The 25,343-nt window shown below is 42.9% G+C and carries 19 protein-coding genes and 1 pseudogene; 10 read left to right on the forward strand and 10 right to left on the reverse strand.

Annotated features, from left to right (window positions below; genetic code table 11):
- Positions 1 to 47: 47 nt before the first annotated feature.
- Positions 48 to 683 (forward strand): hypothetical protein, encoded by a 636-nt coding sequence (locus K08M4_RS18850; protein WP_086050993.1) that lies wholly within the window; start codon positions 48 to 50, stop codon positions 681 to 683.
- Positions 684 to 1,255: 572 nt separating this feature from the next.
- Entirely contained in the window at positions 1,256 to 1,993 is a 738-nt protein-coding gene (locus K08M4_RS18855; protein WP_086050994.1) for an EAL domain-containing protein, read from the forward strand.
- 168 nt (positions 1,994 to 2,161) lie between these two features.
- On the opposite strand, the gene K08M4_RS18860 is transcribed toward K08M4_RS18855, so the two are convergent.
- The 3 genes and pseudogenes from K08M4_RS18860 to K08M4_RS18870 form a co-directional block, all read right to left on the reverse strand.
- Positions 2,162 to 5,221 (reverse strand): efflux RND transporter permease subunit, encoded by a 3,060-nt coding sequence (locus K08M4_RS18860; protein ID WP_086050995.1) that lies wholly within the window; start codon positions 5,219 to 5,221, stop codon positions 2,162 to 2,164.
- A pseudogene (locus K08M4_RS18865) lies at positions 5,218 to 6,272 on the reverse strand (efflux RND transporter periplasmic adaptor subunit). Before K08M4_RS18865 ends, K08M4_RS18860 begins: the two are co-directional and overlap by 4 nt.
- Positions 6,272 to 7,360 (reverse strand): efflux RND transporter periplasmic adaptor subunit, encoded by a 1,089-nt coding sequence (locus tag K08M4_RS18870; RefSeq protein WP_086050996.1) that lies wholly within the window; start codon positions 7,358 to 7,360, stop codon positions 6,272 to 6,274. The pseudogene K08M4_RS18865 and the gene K08M4_RS18870 overlap by 1 nt, the downstream one beginning before the upstream one ends.
- Positions 7,361 to 7,510: 150 nt before the next feature.
- On the opposite strand from K08M4_RS18870, the gene K08M4_RS18875 reads away from it, so the two are divergent.
- A complete protein-coding gene (locus tag K08M4_RS18875) occupies positions 7,511 to 8,257 on the forward strand; it encodes a TetR/AcrR family transcriptional regulator (RefSeq protein ID WP_086051516.1) in 747 nt (248 codons plus the stop codon).
- Positions 8,258 to 8,394: 137 nt separating this feature from the next.
- Here K08M4_RS18875 and K08M4_RS18880 read toward each other — a convergent pair whose 3' ends face one another.
- From K08M4_RS18880 to K08M4_RS22435, 3 genes are all read right to left on the reverse strand, one after another.
- On the reverse strand, positions 8,395 to 9,666 hold the full coding sequence (locus K08M4_RS18880) for a DEAD/DEAH box helicase (protein WP_086050997.1): 1,272 nt from the start codon (positions 9,664 to 9,666) through the stop codon (positions 8,395 to 8,397).
- 57 nt (positions 9,667 to 9,723) lie between these two features.
- On the reverse strand, positions 9,724 to 10,335 hold the full coding sequence (locus K08M4_RS18885; protein ID WP_086050998.1) for an acyl carrier protein phosphodiesterase: 612 nt from the start codon (positions 10,333 to 10,335) through the stop codon (positions 9,724 to 9,726).
- Between the two features lie 207 nt (positions 10,336 to 10,542).
- Positions 10,543 to 10,671, reverse strand: a complete 129-nt coding sequence (locus tag K08M4_RS22435; protein WP_017059831.1) for a hypothetical protein — start codon at positions 10,669 to 10,671, stop codon at positions 10,543 to 10,545.
- 435 nt (positions 10,672 to 11,106) lie between these two features.
- On the opposite strand from K08M4_RS22435, the gene K08M4_RS18890 reads away from it, so the two are divergent.
- Positions 11,107 to 12,330 (forward strand): aromatic amino acid transport family protein, encoded by a 1,224-nt coding sequence (locus K08M4_RS18890; RefSeq protein WP_086050999.1) that lies wholly within the window; start codon positions 11,107 to 11,109, stop codon positions 12,328 to 12,330.
- Positions 12,331 to 12,478: 148 nt separating this feature from the next.
- Positions 12,479 to 13,903 (forward strand): methyl-accepting chemotaxis protein, encoded by a 1,425-nt coding sequence (locus tag K08M4_RS18895; protein ID WP_086051000.1) that lies wholly within the window; start codon positions 12,479 to 12,481, stop codon positions 13,901 to 13,903.
- A gap of 490 nt (positions 13,904 to 14,393) precedes the next feature.
- Here the strand turns inward: K08M4_RS18895 and K08M4_RS18905 are convergent, their stop codons facing one another.
- The 3 genes from K08M4_RS18905 to K08M4_RS18915 form a co-directional block, all read right to left on the reverse strand.
- Entirely contained in the window at positions 14,394 to 15,122 is a 729-nt protein-coding gene (locus K08M4_RS18905; protein WP_086051002.1) for an HAD-IA family hydrolase, read from the reverse strand.
- Positions 15,123 to 15,330: 208 nt separating this feature from the next.
- Positions 15,331 to 17,139 carry an HD domain-containing phosphohydrolase gene (locus K08M4_RS18910; protein WP_086051003.1) on the reverse strand — a complete coding sequence of 603 codons (1,809 nt, stop codon included), beginning with the start codon at positions 17,137 to 17,139 and terminating at the stop codon, positions 15,331 to 15,333.
- Between the two features lie 60 nt (positions 17,140 to 17,199).
- Positions 17,200 to 17,694: a hypothetical protein gene (locus tag K08M4_RS18915; protein WP_086051004.1), complete on the reverse strand. Its 495-nt coding sequence runs from the start codon at positions 17,692 to 17,694 to the stop codon at positions 17,200 to 17,202.
- Between the two features lie 248 nt (positions 17,695 to 17,942).
- Between K08M4_RS18915 and K08M4_RS18920 the strand changes: the two genes are divergently transcribed.
- From K08M4_RS18920 to K08M4_RS18935, 4 genes are all read left to right on the forward strand, one after another.
- Entirely contained in the window at positions 17,943 to 18,419 is a 477-nt protein-coding gene (locus K08M4_RS18920; protein ID WP_009845193.1) for a CreA family protein, read from the forward strand.
- A 161-nt stretch (positions 18,420 to 18,580) separates the two neighbouring features.
- Positions 18,581 to 19,885 carry an inosine/guanosine kinase gene (locus K08M4_RS18925; protein WP_086051005.1) on the forward strand — a complete coding sequence of 435 codons (1,305 nt, stop codon included), beginning with the start codon at positions 18,581 to 18,583 and terminating at the stop codon, positions 19,883 to 19,885.
- A 274-nt stretch (positions 19,886 to 20,159) separates the two neighbouring features.
- On the forward strand, positions 20,160 to 21,908 hold the full coding sequence (locus K08M4_RS18930) for a formate--tetrahydrofolate ligase (RefSeq protein WP_086051006.1): 1,749 nt from the start codon (positions 20,160 to 20,162) through the stop codon (positions 21,906 to 21,908).
- 240 nt (positions 21,909 to 22,148) lie between these two features.
- Positions 22,149 to 24,053, forward strand: coding sequence for a sensor domain-containing diguanylate cyclase (locus K08M4_RS18935; protein WP_086051007.1), 1,905 nt, complete (start codon positions 22,149 to 22,151; stop codon positions 24,051 to 24,053).
- A 53-nt stretch (positions 24,054 to 24,106) separates the two neighbouring features.
- Here K08M4_RS18935 and K08M4_RS18940 read toward each other — a convergent pair whose 3' ends face one another.
- A complete protein-coding gene (locus K08M4_RS18940) occupies positions 24,107 to 24,718 on the reverse strand; it encodes a beta-phosphoglucomutase family hydrolase (protein ID WP_086051008.1) in 612 nt (203 codons plus the stop codon).
- Positions 24,719 to 24,805: 87 nt separating this feature from the next.
- Here K08M4_RS18940 and arfB point away from each other — a divergent pair, with 87 nt between their 5' ends.
- Positions 24,806 to 25,216 carry an alternative ribosome rescue aminoacyl-tRNA hydrolase ArfB gene (gene arfB, locus K08M4_RS18945; protein WP_012600691.1) on the forward strand — a complete coding sequence of 137 codons (411 nt, stop codon included), beginning with the start codon at positions 24,806 to 24,808 and terminating at the stop codon, positions 25,214 to 25,216.
- The last annotated feature ends 127 nt before the right edge of the window (positions 25,217 to 25,343 follow it).

Raw genomic sequence — 25,343 nt, forward strand, 5'->3', positions numbered from 1 at the left:
GTACTATTGCCCATCAATAAGATAGCAACCGCGTATAAGAGGCTTCATTGTTATTAGATCTGGTGATTCAAAGCGTCAATCAGTTTCAAGACGATTGCTTGAAACTTTGTGAACGTCATTACCCTACCGTACACAATCAAGGGATCAGTGAACATCACATAGGCAAAGCGTTTGCCAGACGAATGGAGCACACTTTCGTTAGCTTCAATCATGCAAGTAACGTAAGCCCACTAGAAATGCTCTCTTCTGGTGAAACACCACGACACTTTCGAATCTCTTCTGAAATTGGTACCGTTTGGATGATTAGCCACCATATGGTGAGCGCAGGAAAAACTTGTCGTAGAAAGTTGATGTTGGACATCCATAACTGGCAGCAAGAGTACGGATTCGCCATTCAACCCAATGACCTATTGATCATTGTCTCCGACCATTGGATAAGCCGAAGTAAAAACAGTGGTGAACTTTTGCATTGGTGGATGGGGAAACTCCCAGACCAGATTAGCGACTACAGCTTACAAGGTATCACGCTAAGAGAGAGTAATACTCAATTCGCTGATGATTTAAATCGTGACTTCAAAATCAGTCCGTGTTTTATCAAATTCGCTCACCCGCTAAAACGCTCTGGAAATCAACAGCTAGTTCGCAAATACTTACAACTTTATGCGGTAATACAATGGCAATAAAATACAAATAAACTTTTCCATAAAATATAAACCAAATATCCATATCTAAAGTTTATTGTTTTATAAAATACAACCTATGTTTTATATCATTTATTATTCGCGCTATTAACTTATATAATTAATAACTTAACCTCCCACTATTATTAATTTTGAGACATTGTTTCCATTTCGGTACAACACCATTGCCTACTTATATTATTACTTTGACATTCATCTACAACCTAGGCCTTTATCGCTATTTTTCTCTTGTTCATACCCGTTAAACCTTTTCATTGACTCGTTGGATATAAAACAGGTTACTCAGCCATTAAATTCACTGAGCTTATGAAAACTAGTCGATAATAACCAATCCTAATGGGTAATGGCATTTATCATGCTGATTTTTAAGAAAGTTTATTTAATTAAATATTGGGTCTAAAGATGAATTTTTATTATTTGACAATTTGTCAGCACCTGTCAATATTGTGACAGCCGCGACGTATTTTCTCGTCACTGAATAAACACCTTTTATAGCGATTATGATTTTATCAGACAGAAGTGAATTTATTAGTTGTATATCTGTGGATGCTGATATGCAGTTTATTGCGAAATACCAAGACTTAACACTTACAAGTGTCTACCAACCTATATTTGACTCTACGATGGTTCAGATAGGTGTAGAGGCTTTGGTTCGAATTTCAAACACTAACGGGGATACTGTTCGCCCTGATCACTTCTTCCACTCCGACGAAACCTCATACACCGATAAAATCAACGTAGAAAGGTTGAGTCGCGCTATCCATGTCCGCAACTTTGCACAATCAACAGTCCGTCACTTAAATCTGTTTTTAAACGTTCTTCCAAACGTTGGTGAGTTGTTTGCTTCAGAAAAAGTAAAAGACACTCTGTTAGCTAAACGTCTTCAAGAGCTTAACTTATCGTGCGAACAAATCGTCATGGAGTTGGTCGAGCTTAATGTAGAGAGTGAAGAACGTTTAAAAAACGCGGCCCACTCACTTGCGGATAATGGTTTTCAAATCGCTGTTGATGACTTTGGAGCACAAGCGTCAACAGAGCAACGTGTTCGCTATATCACCCCTCATATCATCAAAATCGATCGCTCTGTGATGTTGGATTTTGAAAACGGTGACACAGGGAAAATGGAATTGGTGCTTAGCCTTGCTAATCAAATTGGTGCTAAGACCGTAATCGAAGGTATCGAAACCGAACAACAGCTCGCAGCAATGCAAAACTTAGGCTTCGATATGTATCAAGGCTATCACTTAGCGATGCCAAAGCCAATTGCACTGGATATCCGCCGAGTAATCTAGAACCCCACCCTATTATCCCTGAGTTCGATTTGCCATTGATTGGCGGCTTTTTAAATACTTATCTATTCGTATCCGCTGCCACTCCTATGTGTTAGCAAATCACGTCCATAAAAAAGCCCAGTCAAAATTGACTGGGCTGGCTTAAAAGAATCTGTTTTATATCAATCCCTAATAACCCGCAGTGGACGGTTTGATTCTATATAGAATAGCGAACATCACTGGCACTACAATTAGCGTCAGTACTGTAGCAAAGCCTAAGCCTGCCATGATGGTAATCGCCATCGAGCCGAAAAATGCATCGAATACCAAGGGAATCATGCCCAAGATAGTCGTCAGTGCTGCCATAGAGACCGGTCGTACACGACTTATCGCGCTGTCGACAACCGCTAGGTATGGGTCTTTACCTGTTAAGAGTTCAGTGTTGATCTGGTCAAGCAGAACGATACCATTTTTCAAAATCATGCCACTTAGGCTCAATAGGCCTAAAAATGCTGTGAAACTGAATGGCATATTGGTACCTAGCAGACCAATTGAAACACCAATAATAGAAAGTGGTACCGTAAACCAAATTACAAGTGGCTTACGAACCGAGTTAAACAGAAGCATGGTGATGATAAACATCAGCAAGTAACCCATTGGCAGTGAACCAAATAGGGATTCTTGCGCATCTTTAGAGCTTTCGTACTCACCACCCCAGTTAATGTTGTAACCGGCAGGTATATCTAGCGCTTCTACCTTTGGTTTAACACGTGCAAATAAGCTAGCTGGCGTTTCATCACCCAATACGTCGTGGTCAGCCAATACGGTTAACGTACGTTTTCTATCGCGACGTTGAATCAGTGGTTCAGACCATTGCAGCTCTACGCCATCAATCACTTGCTCTACAGGAATGTAGGTTTGCAGTGATGGACTCCAGATTTTCACGTTGTTTAGTGATTCAAAATCAAAACGCTCTTCTTCAGGCAGGCGTGCCACGATAGGTAACATATGGGTACCATCACGCAGTAAGCCGATGTTGTAGCCGCCAAACGCCATTTGTAACGTCTCAGACAAATCCGTCTTTGAAATGCCAAGACGACGAGCCTTTGATTCATTGAACAGTGGCACTAGCTCTTTAGTGCGTTCACGCCAGTCGTGACGCACATTTCGAGAGCCAGGATCCGCCAACAAAATGTCTTCTACCTGAACAGCGATGCTGCGAAGTATTTGCGGATCTGCACCACTAATACGCGCTTCGATTTTTGAAGCTGGCGACGGGCCAAACTCAATCAGTTTAAATTGGAACGTGGGTTGTTCAAATTTATTGGCCAAGTCCTTGTCTAGCCCATCTAAGACTTTAAACATGGTGTCTCGGTCAGTCGTTCGTACCTGCAGTTGGCTGTACGCTTCGTAACTTTTCTCTGGTTGATATGTCAACGCAAAACGTTGCATACCCTGCCCAACCGTTGTTGTCACAAACTCCACGTCACCTTGTTGACGAATGTAGCTTTCAACTTTTTCTGTCTGCTTGATCGTTTCACGAACATCGGTGCCTTCTGGCATCCACATATCTACGTAAAACATTGGCGTGTTTGATGGTGGGAAAAACTGTTGCTTCACCATGCCAAAGCCAACAACGGAAACCGCTAATAGCGCGACCATGCTAGCTACTGTAAGCCATCTAAATCGGAGAGCGACTTTCAGACACGCACCAAATACAACAAACAGAATACCTTTGTATGGATCTTCGTTTTCATCGACCTTGTCTTCTTCTTTAAGCAACATCTCAGCAAGGAATGGTGTCAGCGTTAGCGCCGTTACCCAACTCAAAAACAGAGAGAAACACAGTACCCAGAACAACGAGCCCATGAACTCACCTGTCGCATCTTTCGACAAACCGATAGGCGCAAAGGCCGTGATAGCAATAACGGTCGCACCCAATAGTGGCCATTGTGTTTGCTTCACAATGTCTTTCGCCGCTTGAAGTTTGGTCTTACCTTTCTTCAAGCCAACCAGAATACCCTCAACGACAACAATTGCGTTATCCACCAGCATACCAAGCGCGATGATCAGAGCACCCAGTGAGATACGGTGCAATTCAACTTCGTTGTAGTCCATCAAGATGAAGGTACCAAACACCGTAAGTAGAAGAACCAAACCTATTATTAAGCCACTGCGTAAGCCCATTGCGAACAGCAGTACAATGATAACGATGGCTACCGCTTCAACTAGGCTAATCAAGAAATCAGCAACGGACTTGTCCACTTCTTGCGCTTGGTTGTAGAAGTAATTCAATTCTACACCTGCTGGTTTAATGCTTTCTAAACGATCCAGTTCGGCATCTAACGCGTTACCAATTTCGACTACGTTTACGCCTGAAGAGAACGCAATGCCTAGGTTGATCGCTGGTTTGCCGTTGTAAGTTAGTACATTGCCCGGTTTCTCTTGGATACCGCGAGTGACCTCTGCGACATCTTTCAAACGAATCAGGTTGCCCGTATCGCGACCATGAATGATCAAGTTTTCTAGCTCTTCAACCGTGCTCAAAGTGCCGTTAGGTTTGATTGTTAGGCTTTGGCCATTCAACATTACCTCACCGGCTGACACCACACTGTTTTGCTGTGCGAGCAGAGACGTAACCGTCGACATGTCTAGGTTTAACGCCGCTAAACGCTCCAGTGACATCTCAACGAATAATTGCTCTTGTTGGTCGCCTGCAATGCTTACTTTGCCAACACCGTCAACCAGTTCGATTTCACGCGTTAGGTAATCTGCGTACTGCTTTAGCTCGACATAATCGTAGCCATCACCCGTCAGCATGATCATCACACCAAATACGTCACCAAAATCATCAATGATCTGAACGGAATTCACACCACTTGGCAACGTTGGCTGTAGATCGTTAATCTTACGGCGCATTTCATCCCAGATTTGTGGTAGCTCGTCTGGACCGTAGTCCATCTTCATGCTAACCATAATTTGAGACATGCCATTCGACGAAGTTGAGGTGATCTTGTCGATATAAGGCAGCTGTCTTATCTCTTTTTCAAGCGGGTACGTTAGCTCTTCTTCAACTTCCATTGACGTAGCGCCAGGGTAAGTTGAAATAATCATTGCATCTTTAATGGTAAAAGCTGGGTCTTCCAAACGGGATAGATTACCAAAAGACGTAACACCACCAGTGGCCAATATGACGAGAAACAGCCAGCTGATTACTTTGTTTTTTATTGAATATTCTGCGATGTTCATTCTGCTTTTCCTGACAATCTGATTCCGTCACGGAGTTTTCTTAGATTCGAGTTTACGAGTCGATCACCTTGCTCAACACCGTGAGCGATTAATGCGCCTTGGCCACTGATCTTGTCGACTTCTACTTCGCTTTTGAATGCTTGTCCGTCTTCCATTTTCCAAACATAAAACTGATTCGCTTCAGAACCCGCTTCTAAAGTTGTCATTGGTAATTGGTAGCCTTGAACATCGCTCAAGCCGGCTTTCGCCATATCCACGTTCACCGTAACGCCGGTGCCCGGCAGGATTTCGTTTTTAGGTTGTTGCATCTGCATCCAAAATTCGTAAGTACGCGATTGCGGGTGCAATTCACTGGTGTGCTCCAAATACGTCAGTGGATATTGCCCTGTGTGACCGCCAAAGGTCGCCTCAGGACGATAGCTATTTGAACGCATGTCTGGACTGATCGATGCCAAGATTGAATCTGATACTTGAATTCGTACATACACCTTATCGTTCTGGTACACGCTCAATAGTGTTTCACCCGGTGTCGTGTTTTCGAAACGTTGCTTGTCCACGGTAGAAACGGTCCCGGAAAATGGCGCTAAAAGCTCTGTGTAACTTAGCTTGCGTTCTGCAGCTGCCAAATTCGCCGATGCCAGCTTATAGTTAGCCGTTAGTTGGTCTAACTCTGACTGCGACAACATCTTGCTACCAAACATCTCCGTACCACGGGCCAACTGCTTGCTCGCCAGTTTGAATTGAGAGTTAGCATCAGTCAGATCTTGGAGATACGTTGCGTTGTCTAAGGTTGCAAGTAGCTGGCCTTTTTCGACGTTGTCACCGGCTTCTACCAAGACTTGTTGGATTTCGCCTGCGAGCTTAAATGCCAATGGGGTCAATTCAGCGGCATTACCTGACCGTTAAAACTTCTGAATTGATCAGTCAGCGGCGCGCCAACTTCAAAGGTAGAAACTAGCAGAGGGGGTTGTTCACGGTGTACGGCTTCACTGTTACAGGCTTGAAGCAATATAGCCGACGCGACAACAATTGATAATTTGGAAAGGTTCATTAAATACCGCCCTCACGTAACCAAGCTTTTACTTGCTGTCCATCGGATAACACATCCACACCCGCTTCAACGATAAGGTCGCCAGACGACAATCCATCAATAACCTTGCCTTGCTCATCAAGAAGGACTTGTACTTTAGAAATCAATTGAGAATCAGGGTTATAGCGCCATAGCTCACCATGGTCAGCTTCTTTGGTTAACCAAGCTGAATCAACAATGCCAATACCGTAGTCAGATTTATGCTTCTGAACTTCAACTTGCGCTGTCATCCCAGAAAGTAAATTGATGCCTTCCGGCTTTTCGATAGATACAACCGCTTGGTAGCTGTTGGTGTCTTCATCTGGTTGTGTAGAGATTTCTTTAAAGCGAGTCGGGATACGAATGCCGCGGTGACTGTCCATCACAACCCACATGTTTGAGCTCGTTAGATCTTGAATAGAACGGTCTTCAAGCTTTGATACAGGGATAGAGAAAGTCACATCCATTTCACTGTGATTCAAAATATTCAGTACTGGCTGCTTTTCTGCGATCAATTGATACTGTTTTCCAAACACCATCGATACCACGCCATCGAATGGAGCAACTAAGGTAGTGTAGCCAAGGTTTGTTTTTGCTTGTTCCAACTCGACTTCAGCGGCAGTAAAGGTGTTCACGGCTTGGTCGTAGTAATCGGTACTGACTAACTTTTTCGCGTACAACTCAGAAGCTTGTTTGTATTGGCTATTCGCAAGATCAAATTTGGCTTGTGCTGCATCAACCGCAATACGGTAATCCGTCGCGTCTAATACGGCGAGCACCTGACCTTTCTTCACTTCTTGTCCCATACGAACATCGAAGGTTTCAATGTCGCCTCCCACCTGAAAAGAAAGCGCAGCACGGTCGGTTGCATCCACTTTTGCGATAAAGCTATCAAGCTCGATATCCGTCTGCAAAGGAATCTCAAACAACTTTACAGGCTTGATTACCTGCTCATTTTCCTCTGATTGAACTTTGTTACATCCAGTTAGGGAGCCTGCCAGCAATAGTGCAGCAATAACTGCGCCCATATGCTTGATTGGTATGGCTTTGATAGACAAATTAGATTGCATGATGCTTCTCCATCTAATTATTATGTTTTATTACACAGATGGGCAGTATATTTATTATTAGAGAATTCTCAAGCTTTACTTTCCACCTGTGCAGTATTTTTTATTTCAAGGAAAACAGTGTAGAATGTGGTAATCAGGTAAATGTGTGAAATGAAGATGACTGAAAAGAAACAAGGCAGAAGAAGCGCAAAAGACGCTGAAGAGACGAGATTTTTGATCATGGGTGTTGCTGCGGATATGTTCTGTGAGCATGGTTATGATAGCGTTTCGCTTCGTAACATCAGTGAGAAAGCAGGTGTATCGCATAGCCTTATTCGCCACCACTTTGGCAGCAAAGAAAAAATCTGGCATGCGATAAGCGATTGTTTACACGCCTATTTTCAGTCTTATATTGCTAAGATAGTGGAAGAGTTACCAAAAGGCGTCGCACCAAGCATCACCATCTATTTATTTAGTATGCGTCTCTTTAGCAACATGATTCATTCACGCAAACCGATGCAACTTATCACCGACTCTGTTCGCCAAAAAGACAACTTGGTTGATTACTTTATCGACAACGTTGGTAATATCGAGAAACAAATCAATATGTTGGCAGATGAATATAATGATGCGAACCCAGATAATTTGATCAACATTTATGAGATTAAATGGCAAATGATCATGTATGCACACGGAGCGGTTTGCCTTACTCCTTTCATGGAAAGCACATGGAATGAAGGCGACATGCAGTCGACGCCAGAAGAAGCATTGTTAAAACACTGGCAGTTGTTTAACACACAAATGCTCAGCACGTTCAATATCAGTGATGAATGGGCATTGAATCCAAGCTCGATTGAAGAACTAATCTATGAAGTCCCTTGTGTATGGAAGTGTGAGCAAGGCTCAATTAAACACTGAGCACTCTATATTCGACATCGTAATTGCCTTGATACAAAAATGCCCCATGACTGAATGACAGCAATGGGGCATTTTTATATTGGATTAGATTGATGTCTTCGTGTCAATAACGCGATAAGCATCAACCACCAAAAGAATTAGCGACGTGCTTTACCGCGGTTTTGGTGAATTTTAAGCTTTGCTTTCATCTTACGTTTTTCTGATGAACGGCTCTTGCTGCGACCACCGCGATCGGGTGCTAGATCTTTTTCTAGGCTTGGTTCAAAACCCTCTAGCCACTCTTGAGGCAAGCGCGTATCAAGTAAGCGTTCAATGTCACCCAATAGGTACGCTTCATCCTGGCTCATCAAAGAAATCGCTAAGCCGCTGTTGCCTGCACGGCCTGTACGTCCAATGCGGTGAACGTAATCTTCAGCTTTAAATGGCATGTCATAGTTCACAACTTGTTCTAGCTGTTGGATATCAATACCACGAGCGGCCACATCGGTTGCGATCAACGCACGTACTTTGCCTGATTTGAAATCATCCAATGCTTTTTGGCGCGCACCCTGGCTCTTATCACCATTGATTGATGCCGCTTTAATGCCATCTAGCTTAAGCTCTTTAACTAGAGCGTCAGTGCCCTGCTTAGTTTTCGTGAACACCAACACTTGTTGCCAGTTTTTTGAGCCAATCAAATACGCCAATAGTTCACTCTTGCGCGATTTATCAACTGGATAAACCATCTGGGTAACGGTGTCAGCAGTACTGTTTTTTGGCGTCACTTGAATTTCGCTTGGTGACTGCATCATTCGATGTGCCAGCGCTTTGATTTTATTATCAAACGTTGCAGAGAAAAACAGCGTTTGACGTACTTCGTTCATGCGAGAAAGAATGCGTTTGATGTCAGGCATGAAACCCATGTCTAGCATGCGGTCTGCTTCATCCAGTACCAGCACTTCAGTGTGGCTCAACATGATGTTCTTGGTAAAAATATGGTCGATAAGACGACCAGGCGTCGCGACAAGAATATCTGCGCCCCCGCGTAGGTTATCAGTTTGAACCTTCATGCTAACGCCACCATAAGCCACCACGGCTTTAATGTCGGTACCCTTTGCATAGCTGGTTATGTTATCGAACACCTGTTGCGCTAATTCACGTGTTGGTACCAATACAAGCGCACGAACTAGCTTCGGGTTTGGAATAACGTTGTCTTTTGTCTCGATTAATCTTTGGATAATCGGCAAACCAAATGCGGCTGTTTTGCCTGTACCCGTTTGAGCGCCAGCCAGTACATCTTTGCCTTCTAATACCAATGGAATCGCTTGTTCTTGAACACTGGTAGGAGCCGTAAAGTTAAGCTCTGATAGCGTGGCAAGAAGATGCTCAGATAATCCTAGTTGGTTAAAAGATTTTGTAGATTCAGACATAGTATGATGCTCAAAGATTAAATAGGCGCGGATTGTAGCAAACCTGCATTACGCTGTTTACCTTTCCTTTTGATTTTTCTTCATTTGAAGCGCATTAAACTGCTTCGCTTCTTCTAAAACGCTGGGATACAGCTCATTAAAGTGACACTGCAACGTGTCGTAGTGACGTTCAAGGTCATCGTAACATGCCTCGAGCATAGCGAGCTTCGGCCTTCTCAAAGCCATTCGCTGTAAAACCACCTCTATGGCGGACATGTTTTGATAGCTCTCTAACCATCTGTGATCAGCCATTTTTTGATGAACCATAACGAAATTATCGGGCCAGTGTGGCTCTTGATCTTCAAAAATTTGTTGATGGCTATCGAAACAAAAACCTTCTAAGGTCTGCTGCGAGAACCGAGTCCAATGATTGGCTAAGCAGTGATCCCAAAAGACATCGAGTGCGATAGGTGCAAAGCGTCGTGTTTGGTGTAAAAAAAGCGACTTTGCCGAACGAGATACATCATGATGATCAGTATAGCTATCAACGAATCGATGAAGCCTAATGCCGTCAGAAAGGGAATCAGAATAGTGTTTATTAGGGTCGCCTTTAACGAAATCACCCAACAGATTACCCGCTAAGTTACTTTTACAATGCTTGGCGATGTGAAGGTGTGCGAGAAAGTTCATTGAACCTCATTAAAGTATCGAGAACTAAGTAACATGGTAAACGTACTCGTTTATCTTCGCGAACTTTAATGAGGATAGTTTTGTTATGACGTGTGAGCGAATGAGATTTGCTCAGTTTAAGAATTGTTTAATTTGAGAACGTTGAACAACAGAAACTTTTAGTTAAGGTAAAACCTAGTTTAAAACTTAATTAAAGATTTTAAAAACTTAGTTCGAAGACTTGAAAAGCTCTTCTGCTAATTGTTTAACCGTCTGTTCATAGTCAGATAAATCGATGCCAATTTCCATAGCATCTAACAACTCTAGACTTTCGTCATTATAAGATTGGTCACTCATAGTGCCCCCTCTATTCCTTGATGCGGACATATTGTCCGGTTAACTAGTGCACCATCTTGGACTTATATTATGTCACTTTGATGAACGCACTCTACTCTACCCATTCCATATTTATAGCTTGAAGCTACTCGCGATCATTAGCGCTTGTTTACGCTAAAGGGGTATACGCGAACGACATATGTACTGCCACCTTACACCAATTACAATAAATTACCCTATAAATTTAGAAGCAAATCACATTGAAACGTTTGCTTAATGATTATTCACCAGTGATGTAAAGATTAATATACAGTGGATATTTTTTATTACATTAAGCATTGCATTTGGAATTAAACTCAATCAGAATACTTAGAAATCAAGATATTCTTTGGGTTTATTCTCTTAATCTAGAAGAATCACAACGAAAACACACTCTAACGTAAAGAATTATATACAATGAATAAATCTAAGGTTTTTGGTAGTACTTTGATCATTGCAGGCACAACCATTGGTGCTGGCATGCTCGCTCTTCCACTTGCTTCTGCAGGTATTGGCTTTTCAACTTCACTTTTCTTGATGCTGGGTTTATGGGCGTTAATGGCCTTTACGGCTCTGTTAATGGTAGAGCTTCATCAATTCGCAGAATCTGACGCAACCCTACACACGTTAGCTCACACTATTTTAGGAACAAAAGGAAAGTGGATAGCGAGCTTCGCGGTGATGTTTCTTTTCTACGCTTTGTGTGCCGCATACATAGCGGGCGGCGGTGCGCAGTTTAACCAACGTATCTCAGATATCGCAGGCATTGAACTCAATGGTCAAATCACCACGCTGCTATTTACACTATTAGTTGCAGGTGTTGTGACGATTGGTACACACAGTGTTGATAAAGTTAACCGTGTTTTATTTGGACTTAAACTGATTGCGATGGTTTTGGTACTCAGCTTCCTAGCACCAAACATCACCTCTCAATACCTTATGAGCATGCCTCTACAACAAGGTCTGATTGTTGCTGCAATCCCAGTTGTATTTACCTCTTTTGGTTTTCACGGCAGTATCCCTTCAATTGTTCGATACCTAGATGGTGACGTTCGCTCTTTACGTAAGGTCATGATTATAGGTTCTGCACTACCATTGGTTATCTATGTTTTCTGGCAGAGTGTTACGTTGGGTGTGGTTAGCCAAGAGCAATTATTATCAGATACTAGCTTGGGCGCACTTCTAGTTTCACTATCGCAAACCGTTCATCAATCAAACTTAAGCTTGATCGTGGGCGTGTTCGCAGATCTTGCACTGTTGACCTCATTTATTGGCGTGAGCTTGGGGTTATTTGAATTTATGGGTGACTCTCTGAGTAAGAAACTAGGCAGTGCCAAACGAGCTAAAACAGCCGCAATTACTTTCTTACCGCCATTGGGTTTTGCTCTGTTCTACCCACAAGGCTTTATCATGGCTTTAGGTTACGCTGCCATTGCACTTTCAGTGCTTGCGATTCTTCTGCCGACAGTGATGGTATACAAGGTTCGTTACACAAATTTCTCAGTAAAACCTCACGCTACAGAATCAACTTACCAAGTGTTAGGTGGAAGCAAAGCGCTGTTTTTAGCGGGTAGCGTTGGCGTGTTTATCATTGCAATACAAATCCTTATTTCAGTAGGGTTATTACCGTCATTAGGCTAATAAACCCATCGAGAGCAAAAATACTTGATTGATGTCTCATGAACGATATATTGCTATCATTAATTTTCATAATAAATCGATCGGAATCACGTTTTTATTGAGGTCGGTTATTTAGAGTCCACGGTAAAGGATTTACCGTGGAGTTTTTATGAAAGAAGTACAATTTAGAACGATAGACAAACTGTTTATTAAAATGTCGATTAACGACAAGTTTTGGGTCATTTTCTTGATCTTTTTCGCCGCTGTAGCAAGCCTCGCTGGCTTCAACTACGTCAACAAGGTAGAACAGATTGACGCAAGTGCAAAACAGCAGGTCGAGTTTCAATTGCAAGGCATTTTGTCAGCATCAGATTCCCCAGCTTCGGTTCGTTCAGTTAGCCAACAAACACGCCTTCAAGAAACCACTATTTCTAACACGGGTTCCGTGACTGCTACGGCACTGGCACAAGATGGCAACTACTACTCTCTTACCGTTTCAAATATCGATACACAGAATCAAAAGCAGCAAGCACTTTACTCTTTATTACTCAGTTTTTTATGGTGTGTGCCCTTTGGTCTTTTCTGTTATTGGGTAGCAACTTTCTTAGGTGGCGCACTGTGGGTGCTTTACTCAACCACTCAAAAGATTGGTGACGGTGACTTAACGTCTCGCCTTGGTTTCCATCCGGGTCGTGATGAATTTGGCACGATTGGTTGCGCGCTTGACCGTTCGATGGATACACTAAGCGAACTCGTCAATAACGTAAACCAAAACGCAGCGACACTGAGCGAAACGTCAGCTTCTTTCGAAAAAGAGATGAAGCGCAGTGAAACACAGATTATGAGCCAGAATTCATCTCTAGACTCTGTTGCTACGGCAATGGACCAGATGACGGCATCAGCGAATGAAGTATCTAATATTTCTGCACGTTCTACAGAGCAAGCAGAGCAAGATGCTCAACAAATCAATGATAGCCACGCTATGGTTCAGCAAGCCATCTCAGAGATCACCACCCTTTCTTCTTTGATTGAACAAACCTCGTCTTCTGTTACAAGCTTGAATGTAAATACAAGCCAAATCAACGAAGTCATCACCACAATCAACGCAATTTCAGAGCAGACTAACCTACTCGCACTCAATGCCGCGATTGAAGCTGCCCGTGCAGGTGAACAAGGCCGTGGATTTGCAGTTGTTGCTGATGAAGTGAGAACGCTCGCTAGCAGAACTCAGTCCGCTACGGTTGAGATCCAAACGATGATTGAACGCTTACAGCAAGAGAGTCAAAATATTGCTAAGATCACGGTACAAACGGTTGATCAAGCGCAGACCAGTAGCCAACTAATTTCACACATCGGTGATGACGTAAACTCGATTGCAGATTCCGCACAAGCGCTAATGGACATGAGTCTACAAATAGCAACGTCAGCTGATGAACAAAGCAACGTAGCGAATACCATCGCTGCTGAGCTTAATGATATACGAGGCCAATCAGACGTAATTAAAGATGTCGCTCAAAACTCTTCAAAGGGCGTGTCTAAACTGACTGAAGCATCGGTTTCTCTATCTCAGACTTTGGCAAGATACCGCACTTAGCACTTATCACTTAGTTATCAGTTATCAGCTATCAGCTATCAGCTACTTGCACTTAATGCTTATTGGTTTAATAGCTTAATGGCTTAATGGCTTAATGGCTTAATGGCTTAATGGCTCAGAATTGAGAACAAACCCAAGAAGGACTCATATAGAGTCCTTTTTTATTGATGCTGATTGATAACCACGACAAATCCATACTCATCAATTATTAACATGAAGTAAGTCGCAAAGGAGGGATTAAGAGGAGCCAAAACTGTCCAATAATCGAGCTTAGGGGTAATCTATTTGAACGGGTCTTATTTTCGCTTACCCTTTTGCTGCAGGTGACACATAATGAATAAAACAGATGCACCATACACCAACGACATCACATGCCCTTTATGCCAACATGACGAATATCTACTTTCAGAAAGTGGAGAGAAGTTCACTTGTGCAGCATGTGGCTTCCACACTACACAATTAAGCAAAGTAGTCAGCCTTCAGTTGGGCTCTACCCCACCAAAGCTCCAGAGTGCGGTATACCACCACTTGAGCAGTGCTTGCCATTAATCCAAATCGAGATTTCTTCCAAACTGTAAATATCCTGAGCCGCTAGCTCTGCTATGTCGGCTTCAGTATCATCACTCAATGAACCTTCAAACGTTGGTCGCAATCTAAAAGATTGAATACCCGCACCAACCCCAGCTTCAATGCCTTTCACCGTGTCATCAACATAAATACATTCGTTTGGTAAAAAGCCCATGTTCATTGCGGTATACATGATCAGATCAGGCTCTGGCTTCCAGCTATTGGCATCAAAAGCTGAAAATACTTTGCCTTTGAAGTCGTCGAGCATTCCTGTCATTGCCAATGAAGATTCAACTCGAGATTTAGGCGCATTGGAAGCAATACAAAACTCGATGTCTTGTTGCTTGAGGAATTCAATAAGCTCGATAGCGCCATCCATCGGTTTTAAATGCCGTTGGAACAAGGCTTCTAATTCAGTGCGGTAAAGCGGCTCGAGTGTATCAATGGAGATAGACAGCCCTAAACGTTCTTGAGTATCCATTAAGATGTCAGCTAGCTTCCCACCTTGAAAGTGCACATAGCAGTCATTAACGTTTAACTTAGCGCCAAAGCCAGAAAACACATTCACTAAGGCTTGGCAACACAGCTTCTCGCTATCGATGAGTGTTCCATCACAATCGAAAATTACACATTTAGTTTGTTCTAACCGCATAGCTCTCTCACTCGCATTGAATTCAAGTTTTATCCTATAGTGTTCTTTCAATACGCGGGATGATTAAGGTAACACTTTACCTATCAGCTCTTTTTTCTCTACGCGAAATATGCAGTGGATCACTTTATACCTAGCCATAAGCAACAGCACTCATTAAATTAATATGCTTTGAGCGACACCAATCACGACTTTATTTACCAATAAACCGTTAATTAACGACCAATTCTTCAATAACAATAGGTTTATCCGTTAATTCAATGCGACATTCAGCGGTGGCGGTGTCTGGATACGCATCACGAATAGCGACAAACTCGGGTAAGTGGCTCAATAGTAATTGAGTAAGCTCAGGATCGAACTGACATCCGCATTCTCTCTCAAATAAATCGACAACCATCTCTAATGGCCACGGCTCCTTGTAACACCGTGCACTAAGTAGTGCGTCAAACACATCGGCAACGGCAGTGATACGAGCAAACAAGTGAATTTCGTCACCCACTTTGCCATTAGGATATCCGGCCCCATCCCAACGTTCATGATGCTCGTTGGCGATAATTGCGGCCAGATTGGTAATATCACCGGCTCCACTTTTCAGTAAGTTATAGCCTGCCGTAGTGTGAAGTTTCATCACTTCCCACTCCTGCTCGGTCAATTTACCTGGTTTATCCAAGATTGATTCAGGAACTGAAATCTTACCCACATCGTGCATCGGGCTAATGATCTCTATCATCTCAACCTCGCGATGACTCAAGCCACGATACTTAGCAAGTAACGCAGACAACTTGGCAACACGCTTAACGTGATTACCTGTTTCGCCAGAACGAGTTTCAATCGCCTCTCCGAGGACATGAATCATATCCTTCTGAATATTCAGCGTTTGCTTCTGAAGTTTTAAAATTCGTTTGCTCTTTTTGGCTAGCTCTTTCTTTTGGCGCAAAGTGACAAATTGCATCAAAATAATCAGACTCAAACCTGCAATAACCATCGATAGGCCCAATAACAACTGAAAGTTTTTACGTATGAAAGATGATGGCTCATTAATGAATATAGCGTCATCAGGTAGTGCGTTTGCGCTAATCCCATGTCGTTTCATTGCAAGATAGTTAAATACAAATCGTTTGTTGTCACCGGGAATTAAAGGAACAGTAAAACCCAGAGGAAGATACTTATCCAGCGCATTAACCGCCTGCTCACCCATGCTTTGTGAATGATTTACATAGCCGCCCAATACATCTCCCGAAATATAAAACTGCCACAAAGCAAACACGGGAGCAGCACTTGCTTTAGACAATGTATCCGAAATCTCTTGATAAGTATGATACACACCTTGATTCAATTCGGTGTTGTAGTGACTGAGCAAAACCGCATCATCAGCAGAGATACCTTCTAAAAACTGGCTTGTATGTTCTAACGACAGATCGCGTATTTCGACCAAAGTGATATAGGGAAACTCAGCCATCACGCGATTCATTTCTTTCTGGATCAATTTAGAAGTGACACTGTAATCATTTACAAAATACAGCTTCTTTAGATTAGGTCTTAATTTAGAAATCAGCTCAATATTGACGTCTATCTGATCGTTCTCATAAAGCACGGTTGCTCTATCAGATACCGTATACATATCTGTACTGGAATCATTGATACCGGCAGCAACGACAGGTGTGGAGCGATCAATCAAATTAGACAGAGATTCTAGGAAGTTGGCTGCGTTGTCGTCAGTCGCGATGACACCATCAAATGTATAGCCTTCATATTTGGTGCGTAAGTAACCGGCGAGAGAATCGTAGTACTCTGGGCTATGGATGCGTTTTGAATCCAAATACTCAATTGAGAGTTTAACTTCGGTTTTAGATTGGCTGAGCGCACCGTCGATCCCTTTTTGGAAATCTGCAGTCCAATGGTAAGAAGGTTCGTATGAGTGAAAAACGAGGATGCGTTTGACATCCCAGTCATTGGCATAACTGAGAGAAGAATAAGCGCTAAAACACAAGACAGCAATTGAGGACAAAAGCTTGTACATACAATACCCTTTATATAAGACGGGGTATTTTACTTAGATTAACGCTTTCTCAAAGAATCTTTAATTCTCGATCCACACTTTATCGTAAGAAGCATGATCTTGTGCCCAAAAATCAAGGATCTGCTTAGCAAAAGCGTTGATACTTTGACCATTTCCAACCACAACGTCTGAGATTAGCAGAGAATCCTCCGCTTCTGTAACGATAGCGCTCGCTGCTACATCACCATTTTGAGTCCCTATGTATAAGACATGTTCGTCAGATAACATAATCTGACTCAAAAACTCTAACATGTGCGCCCTTTCGGTTTCATCTTGGTAAGCGCTGGCTTGGTTAAGTGAAAAAAGTACGGTCAGTTTATGGAAGTCGACTTTATGCAGTTCATCAATTTGGGAAGGTGTTTGATCTTGGGTGAGGAGTTGGTATGTCTTGGACGGGAGTTTGCTTTGATAAAGCTCTCGGCCTAGCAGGCTCTCTTTTGCGGGGTAGGCAATATCGAGTTGACTAAACAGCCATTGGTTTTTCTTCTGTACAATTTCAGGTATTTCGTTATTCATTCTTTTAGTACCTACGGTTAGTATCCCCAAATGTCACAGCTATTTGGAAGACATATATTCGACTGAGGTGCCGAGCTACAAGCACAGAGCATACAGAGCATGACCAAGGCCAACAAGTACTTTAAATGCTTCATATTTTCCATTATCCAACAACATCCTTTAAGAACTTAACGAAAAGCTCTACACTCGTATTCAAGCTTTCAATATCCTTATAGTAAACAGAACTCTATAAATAAAAAGGACTTCTTATGAAAAAAGCCTTAATAGCAGCGGGTATCATCACAATGTTGGCTGGCTGTTCGGACAACGAGGTTGGCGACGTCTCTCTTGGATTCTTCACAATGAAGGATATCAAAATGTCTTCTTTAGATGATGATAAAATCGCAGGTGTGACTTGTCATATAGCTTCAATCGAAGCAAACCTTAGCCTTTCCGATCCAAGCGATAGCTCTATCTCTTGTCGTCAAACCGGTGAAATTACATCAGAAATGATTGCTAAAATAGACAAAAGCAAATCTGGTGAAGTGGTATTCAAACAATCAAAAAGTATCTTCTTTAAAACAATGAAGGTTCGTCGTATCTACGATGCAGAGAATCAATCACTGCTTTACTTGTCATACACCACGAAAGAAACAGAAGGCAGTTTCAAGCATAGCCTTTCAACCGTTCCGCTCTGGGGTACCGAGGCTTACGTTGATCCAGCAACACTCGTCCCAGCGGAATAGGCTCACGTAAATGGCCTCAAGCGAAAAGTAAGACGAGTCACCTGTACATACCTAACCAACTGTACAGACATCGTACAGGTGACTCTAAATGTAATAAAAATGAAAGAATCAGAAACAAAATGTGATATCATGCGGCAAAATTTTTTCACTGTATTTTTCATATGAAGTTTCCTGGACAGCGTAAATCTAAACACTACTTTCCAACTCACGCACGTGATCCGTTGGTCAACCAAATGCAACAAACGCCTAAGCTTCACCGCGCAACAATTGTCGGTGTTGGTCAAACGATTGTTGATATCGAAGCCCGTGTTGATAACGCGTTCCTTGAAAAATACGAGCTGAGTAAAGGTCACTCTCTGGTATTGGAAGAGAGTAAAGCAGATGCCCTGTACGAAGAACTAGTTGAGCGTGGTTTGATCACGCATCAATACCCTGGCGATACTATCGGCAACACACTGCACAACTATTCCGTACTAGCGGACAGTAAATCTGTATTGCTTGGCGTTATGTCTAAGAAGATTGAAGTGGGCTCATTTGGTTATCGTTACCTTTGCCGTACTTCTTCTCGTATGAATCTAAACCACCTTCAAACTGTTGATGGTCCAATTGGTCGCTGCTATACGCTGATTTCTGAAGATGGCGAACGTACGTTTGCCATCAACGAAGGCCACATGAACCAACTACTTCCTGAAAGTATTCCTGAACAAGTGTTTGAGAAAGCATCAGCATTGGTTGTTTCGTCTTACCTAATGCGTGGCAAGCCTGAAGATCCGATGCCAAAAGCGGTGCAAAAAGCGATTGAATACGCGAAAGCGCACAATGTGCCAGTTGTACTAACACTTGGTACTAAGTACGTGATCGAAGGTAATGCGGAATGGTGGCAAGAATACCTGAAAGAGAACGTAACCATTGTCGCAATGAACGAAGATGAAGGTGAAGCGTTAACGGGTGAAAAAGATCCTCTACTGGCGGCTAATAAAGCGCTTGAGTGGGTTGACCTCGTTCTATGTACTGCTGGCCCAATTGGCTTATACATGGCAGGTTACACTGACGAGCCTGCGAAACGCGAAACCACTTTGCCATTGTTACCCGGTAACATTCCTGAGTTCAATAAATATGAATTCAGCCGCGCTATGCGTAAGCAAGACTGTGTATCCCCAGTAAAAGTGTACTCTCACATTGGCCCTTACCTAGGCGGCCCGCGCGAGATTAAAAACACTAATGGTGCTGGTGATGGTGCGCTTTCTGCACTACTACACGACATGGCAGCAAACAGTTATCATCATGTGAATGTGCCAAATTCAGAAAAGCACGAACACACTTGCCTCACTTACTCGTCTTTGTCTCAAATTTGTAAGTACGCAAACCGTGTAAGTTACGAAGTATTAACTCAGCACTCTCCTCGCCTTTCTCGTGCATTACCTGAACGCGAAGATAGCTTAGAAGAAACATACTGGGATCGTTAATCTTTTTAGGCAATCCCTAAATAAAATTATCTATCCTACGAAGGGCTGCTAGTATGCAGCCCTTTTTCTATCAAACCCCAGATAACAGTAATTAAAGGTAATCAAATCGAATAGGTTGCTCGTTTAAGATTTGATCTCGCGCAATGACTCTTTAGATCTGTTATCTTCCAGCACATAATTAATGTGGTTTGCCTTTACATGGCAAATTTATACAGTACTATCGCCACGCAAACGTTTACGCACCACCTTTTCGGTTCTGATATAAGGATCAAATATGCTGTCTGATATTGATATTTGTCGCTCTACTCCCCTTAAAAGCATCAGTGAGGTTGCCAAGCAAGCTGGCTTGCAACACAACGAACATCAGCCATTAGGGCAATACAAATCTAAAGTGTCTCTCACATCACTTGAACGCCTCGCTAGCCAACAAGATGGTAAATTAGTCGTTGTTACGGCTATCACACCTACGCCTCTTGGTGAGGGCAAAACCGTCACCACTATCGGATTAGCACAAGGCCTCGCTAAGATTAACCAATCCGCTATGGCCTGTATTCGTCAGCCTTCGATGGGACCGGTATTTGGTGTAAAAGGTGGTGCAGCAGGCGGCGGCTATTCACAAGTTGCCCCAATGGAACAATTGAACCTACACCTGACTGGCGATATTCATGCCGTTACGGTCGCGCATAACCTTGCCTCTGCCGCTATTGATGCTCGTTTATATCATGAGCAGCGAGAAGGGTTAGAAGCCTTTGAGGCTCGCTCAGGCTTAAAAGCTCTGGATATAGACCCACGCAGAATCGTGTGGCGACGTGTACTTGACCACAATGACCGCGCACTGCGCATGATAACTGTAGGAAAGAACGAAGCAGGCAAAACAATCAACGGCTTTGAACGTGAAGATGGTTTTGATATCTCGGCCGCTTCTGAGCTAATGGCCATTCTTGCCCTAGCTGACGACCTTCAAGACCTACGCAAGCGTATTGGTCGTGTCGTACTCGCTTATAACCATCAAGGCTTGCCATTAACCGCAGATGACTTCAACGTTGCGGGCGCTATGACAGTGACAATGAAAGACTCTATTGAGCCAACATTGATGCAAACCCTTGAAGGTGTACCGACCCTGATACATGCAGGACCTTTCGCGAATATCGCACACGGTAACTCTTCGATCATTGCCGACAAGATAGCGTTGAAATTGAGTGACTTTGTCGTGACTGAAGGCGGCTTTGGCTCAGACATGGGTTTTGAGAAGGCGTGTAACATCAAGGTTAAAGCATCGAATAAGAAACCAGATTGCGCAGTGATCGTCGCAACATTACGCGGCCTAAAAGCGAATTCAGGCTTATACGATTTAAGACCGGGAACTCCCCTACCAGATTCAATTTTCAATGATGATCAAGACGCACTTATTGCTGGCTTTGAGAATCTCAAATGGCACATTAACAACGTTAAGCAATATCAAGTGCCGACCGTTGTTGCGATCAACCGATTCCCACAAGATTCAGGTCAAGAGCTCGATGCTTTAAAACAGATGATCACCGATTTCGACCCAAGCGTTAGCGTTGAAGTCAGTGAAGCATTTGGTTTAGGTGGCGAAGGCGCCACGGTTCTGGCTCATGCCGTGGTAAAAGCATGCCAAAATAACTGTGAATTTAAACCTTTGTACCTCTCTGAACAAAGCCTAGAAGAGAAACTGATGGCAGTTGCTGAAGTCGGTTATGGCGCGGCAAGTATTTCGCTATCACCACTCGCCAAAAAACAGTTGGCAGAGTTTAGCCAACACGGTTATAGCGACCTATCTGTGTGTTTAGCAAAAACGCCACTGTCTATATCCACTGAAGCGCATCTAAAAGGTGCACCTACACAATTTGACGTACCGGTTAGAGAACTAAAACTGTGTGCGGGTGCCGGCTTCATCTACGCTTTATGCGGCAATGTAATGACAATGCCAGGCCTACCTGACAAACCGGCTTTTATGCAATTGGACATTGACAGCAAAGGGAATATCATTGGCTTAAGTTAATTACGACCAGGCATAGGCTAAAAATCCGCTTTATCTAAAATAGCCTGTCCGTACTATGATCCCAATTATATTTACGGACGGGCCTCCTTTCTGATACCTAATTGCTCAACCAACACCCCAAATGCAATAAATTTCATTGAAATCAAAATAATATGCAATCCTTATTATAAATTTTGGGTCAAGATCACATTAATAGGCCTATAAAATATATAGTATTGCGCTGATTTTTCGAGGACAGTGATGAATACGAGTATAAAAAAACTGATCGGCCAATTTCTATGTACCCTGTTTGTCCTAGGATTAGTCCCTGCTCTCTATATAAACTCTGAATTTGAACGGGTTGAAGCTCAGCACGCGCTGAACATCAAACAGTCGAATCAAAACCAAATCGAATACAGCTTTCATCAACTCGCGATTATTGTTGAGCAAATATCAAACGCGGTTCCCTCTATTGCCTCTTCACAGACCCTACTCCGTGCAGTTGCTGAACCTTCGATTGCTAACAAACAGGCACTTCAAGATCTCTGGGTAGTATTAGCAAACGGGCAACAATACTACTCTCAACTACGTTTCCTAGATCTAGACGCCAACGAAGTCTTCCGCGTCAACTACAAGGACGGTCAAGCAACTGTCGTCGCAGACCGCAAGTTACAGAACAAATCCTCTAGCGATTACTACAAAGTGCTACAAGAATTATCGATCGGAGAGGTAAGCGCTAAAGGCATTGATCTTGAGGCCGAAAATGGAGAGTTAGTTCGCCCCTTTGCGCCGACACTTCGCATTATGACGCCTGTGACTGTAGGGGAGCACATTATTGGCTATTTCATTGCTAACCTAAATATGCGCGAAATCTATGAACGCTTACAATACCAGATTGGGACATCAACAACTGTTCCTGTCATTCTCAACAAAACCGGACATGTCATCATGGGTCCCGCCCCTGAGGATTCATTTGGGCATGTGATTGAATCACGTTCAGACAAGACATATGCAAAACTAGCCCCAGGCCTGTGGCAGAATATTCAGAGCGGCATCTCATCCAGCTATTTTGATGGTAAAAACTGGTATTTTCACTCTGACATCAGCCCTAAGATTAAGCAGTTTGAAGGACCAATTTATATGGTTCTTCATATTGAAGAACATCAATTTAACACTCAGTTTCAACAAGAAAATCACGCCATAGTCGTTCAGATAATCATACTCTCGATATTAATTTCAATGATTTCTGTCGGCTTTGTACTTTGGAACAGTAACCATAAAAAGAACAGTATCGAAAGCCAACTCGCCAAAGCAGCAATGAACGGTATGTCTGCCCTAATAATCACAGACAAAAGCAACCGAATCATACAAGTAAACCAAGAGTTCACCCGTGTCAGTGGCTACGAGTTAGAAGATGTAAAAGGTAAACAGCCTTCATTGTTTAACGCTGGCCGCTATAATGAAGAGTTCTACATTAAAATGTGGAGCGTCATTAAAGAGACAGGAATGTGGGAAGGCGAAGTGGTGAACCGACGTAAAGATGGCACCTTAATCACGGAAATTCTTCGCATCCAAACCATCAAAGACTCAAAAGGTGTGATTCAATTTTATGTCGCTTCATTTGTTGATATCAGCAAACACAAAGAGCTCGAGAATAAACTGAGAAACCTTAGTGAGAAAGATGCACTATCTGGCTGCTGGAATAGACGAAAGTTCGACCTGGAGCTTCGTGACGAGTGTTCTCGCGTTAGTCGCTACCCTAATCGCGAGCAATCTTGCTTAGCCATATTGGATATTGACCATTTCAAACGCATTAACGATAGGTTTGGACATGATTATGGCGATAAAGCCATACAAACAGTAGCACAGGTACTGCAACGTGAATGTCGAGATACCGATTTCGTGGCTCGTATTGGTGGAGAAGAGTTTGGGGTTATCTTGCCTCACACGACACCACAAGAAGCCGACTATGTGCTTAATAGGCTGAGAATCGCGATCAGTATCGAGTTCGACAACGTCGTTACAATAAGTGGTGGAATAACCAACCTGACAGGTGAACCTGCACTCAATTACAAGTGTGCTGATTTGGCACTATACGAGGCGAAAGCGGCGGGAAGAAACAGTGTCTGTTTGTTCTTAGACACTGAGATGAGTGAAATTGCATAGCAGAAACCTGAGTCGCACCACAGCGCCGTTAACTTCACTCTAGAGTCGTTCACTTAACAAACACTTGGTGCGGGATAGAACTCGAGCTTATTACCTTCTGCAACAAGAATACAATCCATATGAGCGGCATGAGCTGCCTGCTTACCAAGGTGAGTATCTTCAAACACAACACACTGCTTTGGCTGCAACCCCATACCAAAACACGCATCTAAGAAAGTATCAGGGTTTGGCTTATGATTCTTAACATCTGTTGCTGTCACTAGGATATCGAGCTTACTCAAGATACCTGTTTTATCGAGTAACTGTTCGGCACTTTTACGTTGACTGCCCGTTCCAACCGCAATCTTCTTTTTGCCTAGATGTTCTACCAAAAGAGAATATGTACAAGGGATAACATCTCCTTTGTCTTCAATAGCCGCAAACGACGCCATCTTAAACGCAGAAACCGCTTGTGGGTCGAGTGATAAATCGTATTTTCTGTTCACCTCACCCGCAATCTTATAACTCGGCATTCCACCTAAGCTATGCAGCCAAGAAGCTTCGAAATGGAAACCAAACTCTTCCGCCGTTTGTTGCCATGCTTTTACATGTGCTGGCATTGTATCGATCAACGTACCGTCCATATCAAAGATTAATCCTTCATATGCCGTTAAATCCATTTTCATAACGATTACCACTCTTTAAGAAAGTTACTGATACCATAACCAATATTCAGTATCATGACCTCATATTACCGTTTAAAATGGATGTTTATGTTACAAATATCTAACTCTGTTTCAATTCAAGACTGGGAACTCCAGCTAACCGCGATCAGAGCTCAAGGAGCCGGTGGTCAAAACGTCAATAAAGTATCCAGTGCGATACATTTACGTTTTGACATCAAGCATTCCACCCTACCTGATTTCTACAAAGAAAAACTCCTTGCACATAAAGATGGTCGTATCACTAAAGATGGCGTGATCATCATTAAAGCTCAACAGTATAGAACTCAGGAGCAAAACCGAGACGACGCTTTGGTACGTTTGAAAGAGTTGATCTTAGAAGCAACAAAGGTGCAAAAAGTAAGACGTGCAACTAAACCGACACGCGGGTCTCAGAAAAGACGTTTAGAAAGTAAAAAGCAGAGAAGCACCACCAAACAACTGCGCGGAAGAGTAGACTAATTGTTTCATGTCCCCTGTGAGCACGTCACCATGAAACAACTATTCTAGCTCTAACTATTTGGGCAATGGACGAGACCTAACACTATCTATTCGTCGGCTATGTGTTCAAATCTACATATTAGAAATA

This window comes from Vibrio syngnathi, assembly GCF_002119525.1.
GTDB lineage: Bacteria > Pseudomonadota > Gammaproteobacteria > Enterobacterales > Vibrionaceae > Vibrio > Vibrio syngnathi.

What these genes read in the sequence shown, in the direction of transcription:
- K08M4_RS18880 (WP_086050997.1), bottom strand. Translation starts at nt 9,666, where the DNA reads ATGTCTGAATCTACAAAATCTTTTAACCAACTAGGATTATCTGAGCAT.
- K08M4_RS18860 (WP_086050995.1), bottom strand. Translation starts at nt 5,221, where the DNA reads ATGAACATCGCAGAATATTCAATAAAAAACAAAGTAATCAGCTGGCTG.
- K08M4_RS18915 (WP_086051004.1), bottom strand. Translation starts at nt 17,694, where the DNA reads ATGAATAACGAAATACCTGAAATTGTACAGAAGAAAAACCAATGGCTG.
- K08M4_RS18875 (WP_086051516.1), top strand. Translation starts at nt 7,511, where the DNA reads ATGAAGATGACTGAAAAGAAACAAGGCAGAAGAAGCGCAAAAGACGCT.
- K08M4_RS18910 (WP_086051003.1), bottom strand. Translation starts at nt 17,139, where the DNA reads ATGTACAAGCTTTTGTCCTCAATTGCTGTCTTGTGTTTTAGCGCTTAT.
- K08M4_RS18940 (WP_086051008.1), bottom strand. Translation starts at nt 24,718, where the DNA reads ATGAAAATGGATTTAACGGCATATGAAGGATTAATCTTTGATATGGAC.
- arfB (WP_012600691.1), top strand. Translation starts at nt 24,806, where the DNA reads ATGTTACAAATATCTAACTCTGTTTCAATTCAAGACTGGGAACTCCAG.
- K08M4_RS18920 (WP_009845193.1), top strand. Translation starts at nt 17,943, where the DNA reads ATGAAAAAAGCCTTAATAGCAGCGGGTATCATCACAATGTTGGCTGGC.
- K08M4_RS18925 (WP_086051005.1), top strand. Translation starts at nt 18,581, where the DNA reads ATGAAGTTTCCTGGACAGCGTAAATCTAAACACTACTTTCCAACTCAC.
- K08M4_RS18930 (WP_086051006.1), top strand. Translation starts at nt 20,160, where the DNA reads ATGCTGTCTGATATTGATATTTGTCGCTCTACTCCCCTTAAAAGCATC.
- K08M4_RS18935 (WP_086051007.1), top strand. Translation starts at nt 22,149, where the DNA reads ATGAATACGAGTATAAAAAAACTGATCGGCCAATTTCTATGTACCCTG.
- K08M4_RS18905 (WP_086051002.1), bottom strand. Translation starts at nt 15,122, where the DNA reads ATGCGGTTAGAACAAACTAAATGTGTAATTTTCGATTGTGATGGAACA.
- K08M4_RS18895 (WP_086051000.1), top strand. Translation starts at nt 12,479, where the DNA reads ATGAAAGAAGTACAATTTAGAACGATAGACAAACTGTTTATTAAAATG.
- K08M4_RS18855 (WP_086050994.1), top strand. Translation starts at nt 1,256, where the DNA reads ATGCAGTTTATTGCGAAATACCAAGACTTAACACTTACAAGTGTCTAC.
- K08M4_RS18885 (WP_086050998.1), bottom strand. Translation starts at nt 10,335, where the DNA reads ATGAACTTTCTCGCACACCTTCACATCGCCAAGCATTGTAAAAGTAAC.
- K08M4_RS18870 (WP_086050996.1), bottom strand. Translation starts at nt 7,360, where the DNA reads ATGCAATCTAATTTGTCTATCAAAGCCATACCAATCAAGCATATGGGC.
- K08M4_RS22435 (WP_017059831.1), bottom strand. Translation starts at nt 10,671, where the DNA reads ATGAGTGACCAATCTTATAATGACGAAAGTCTAGAGTTGTTAGATGCT.
- K08M4_RS18890 (WP_086050999.1), top strand. Translation starts at nt 11,107, where the DNA reads ATGAATAAATCTAAGGTTTTTGGTAGTACTTTGATCATTGCAGGCACA.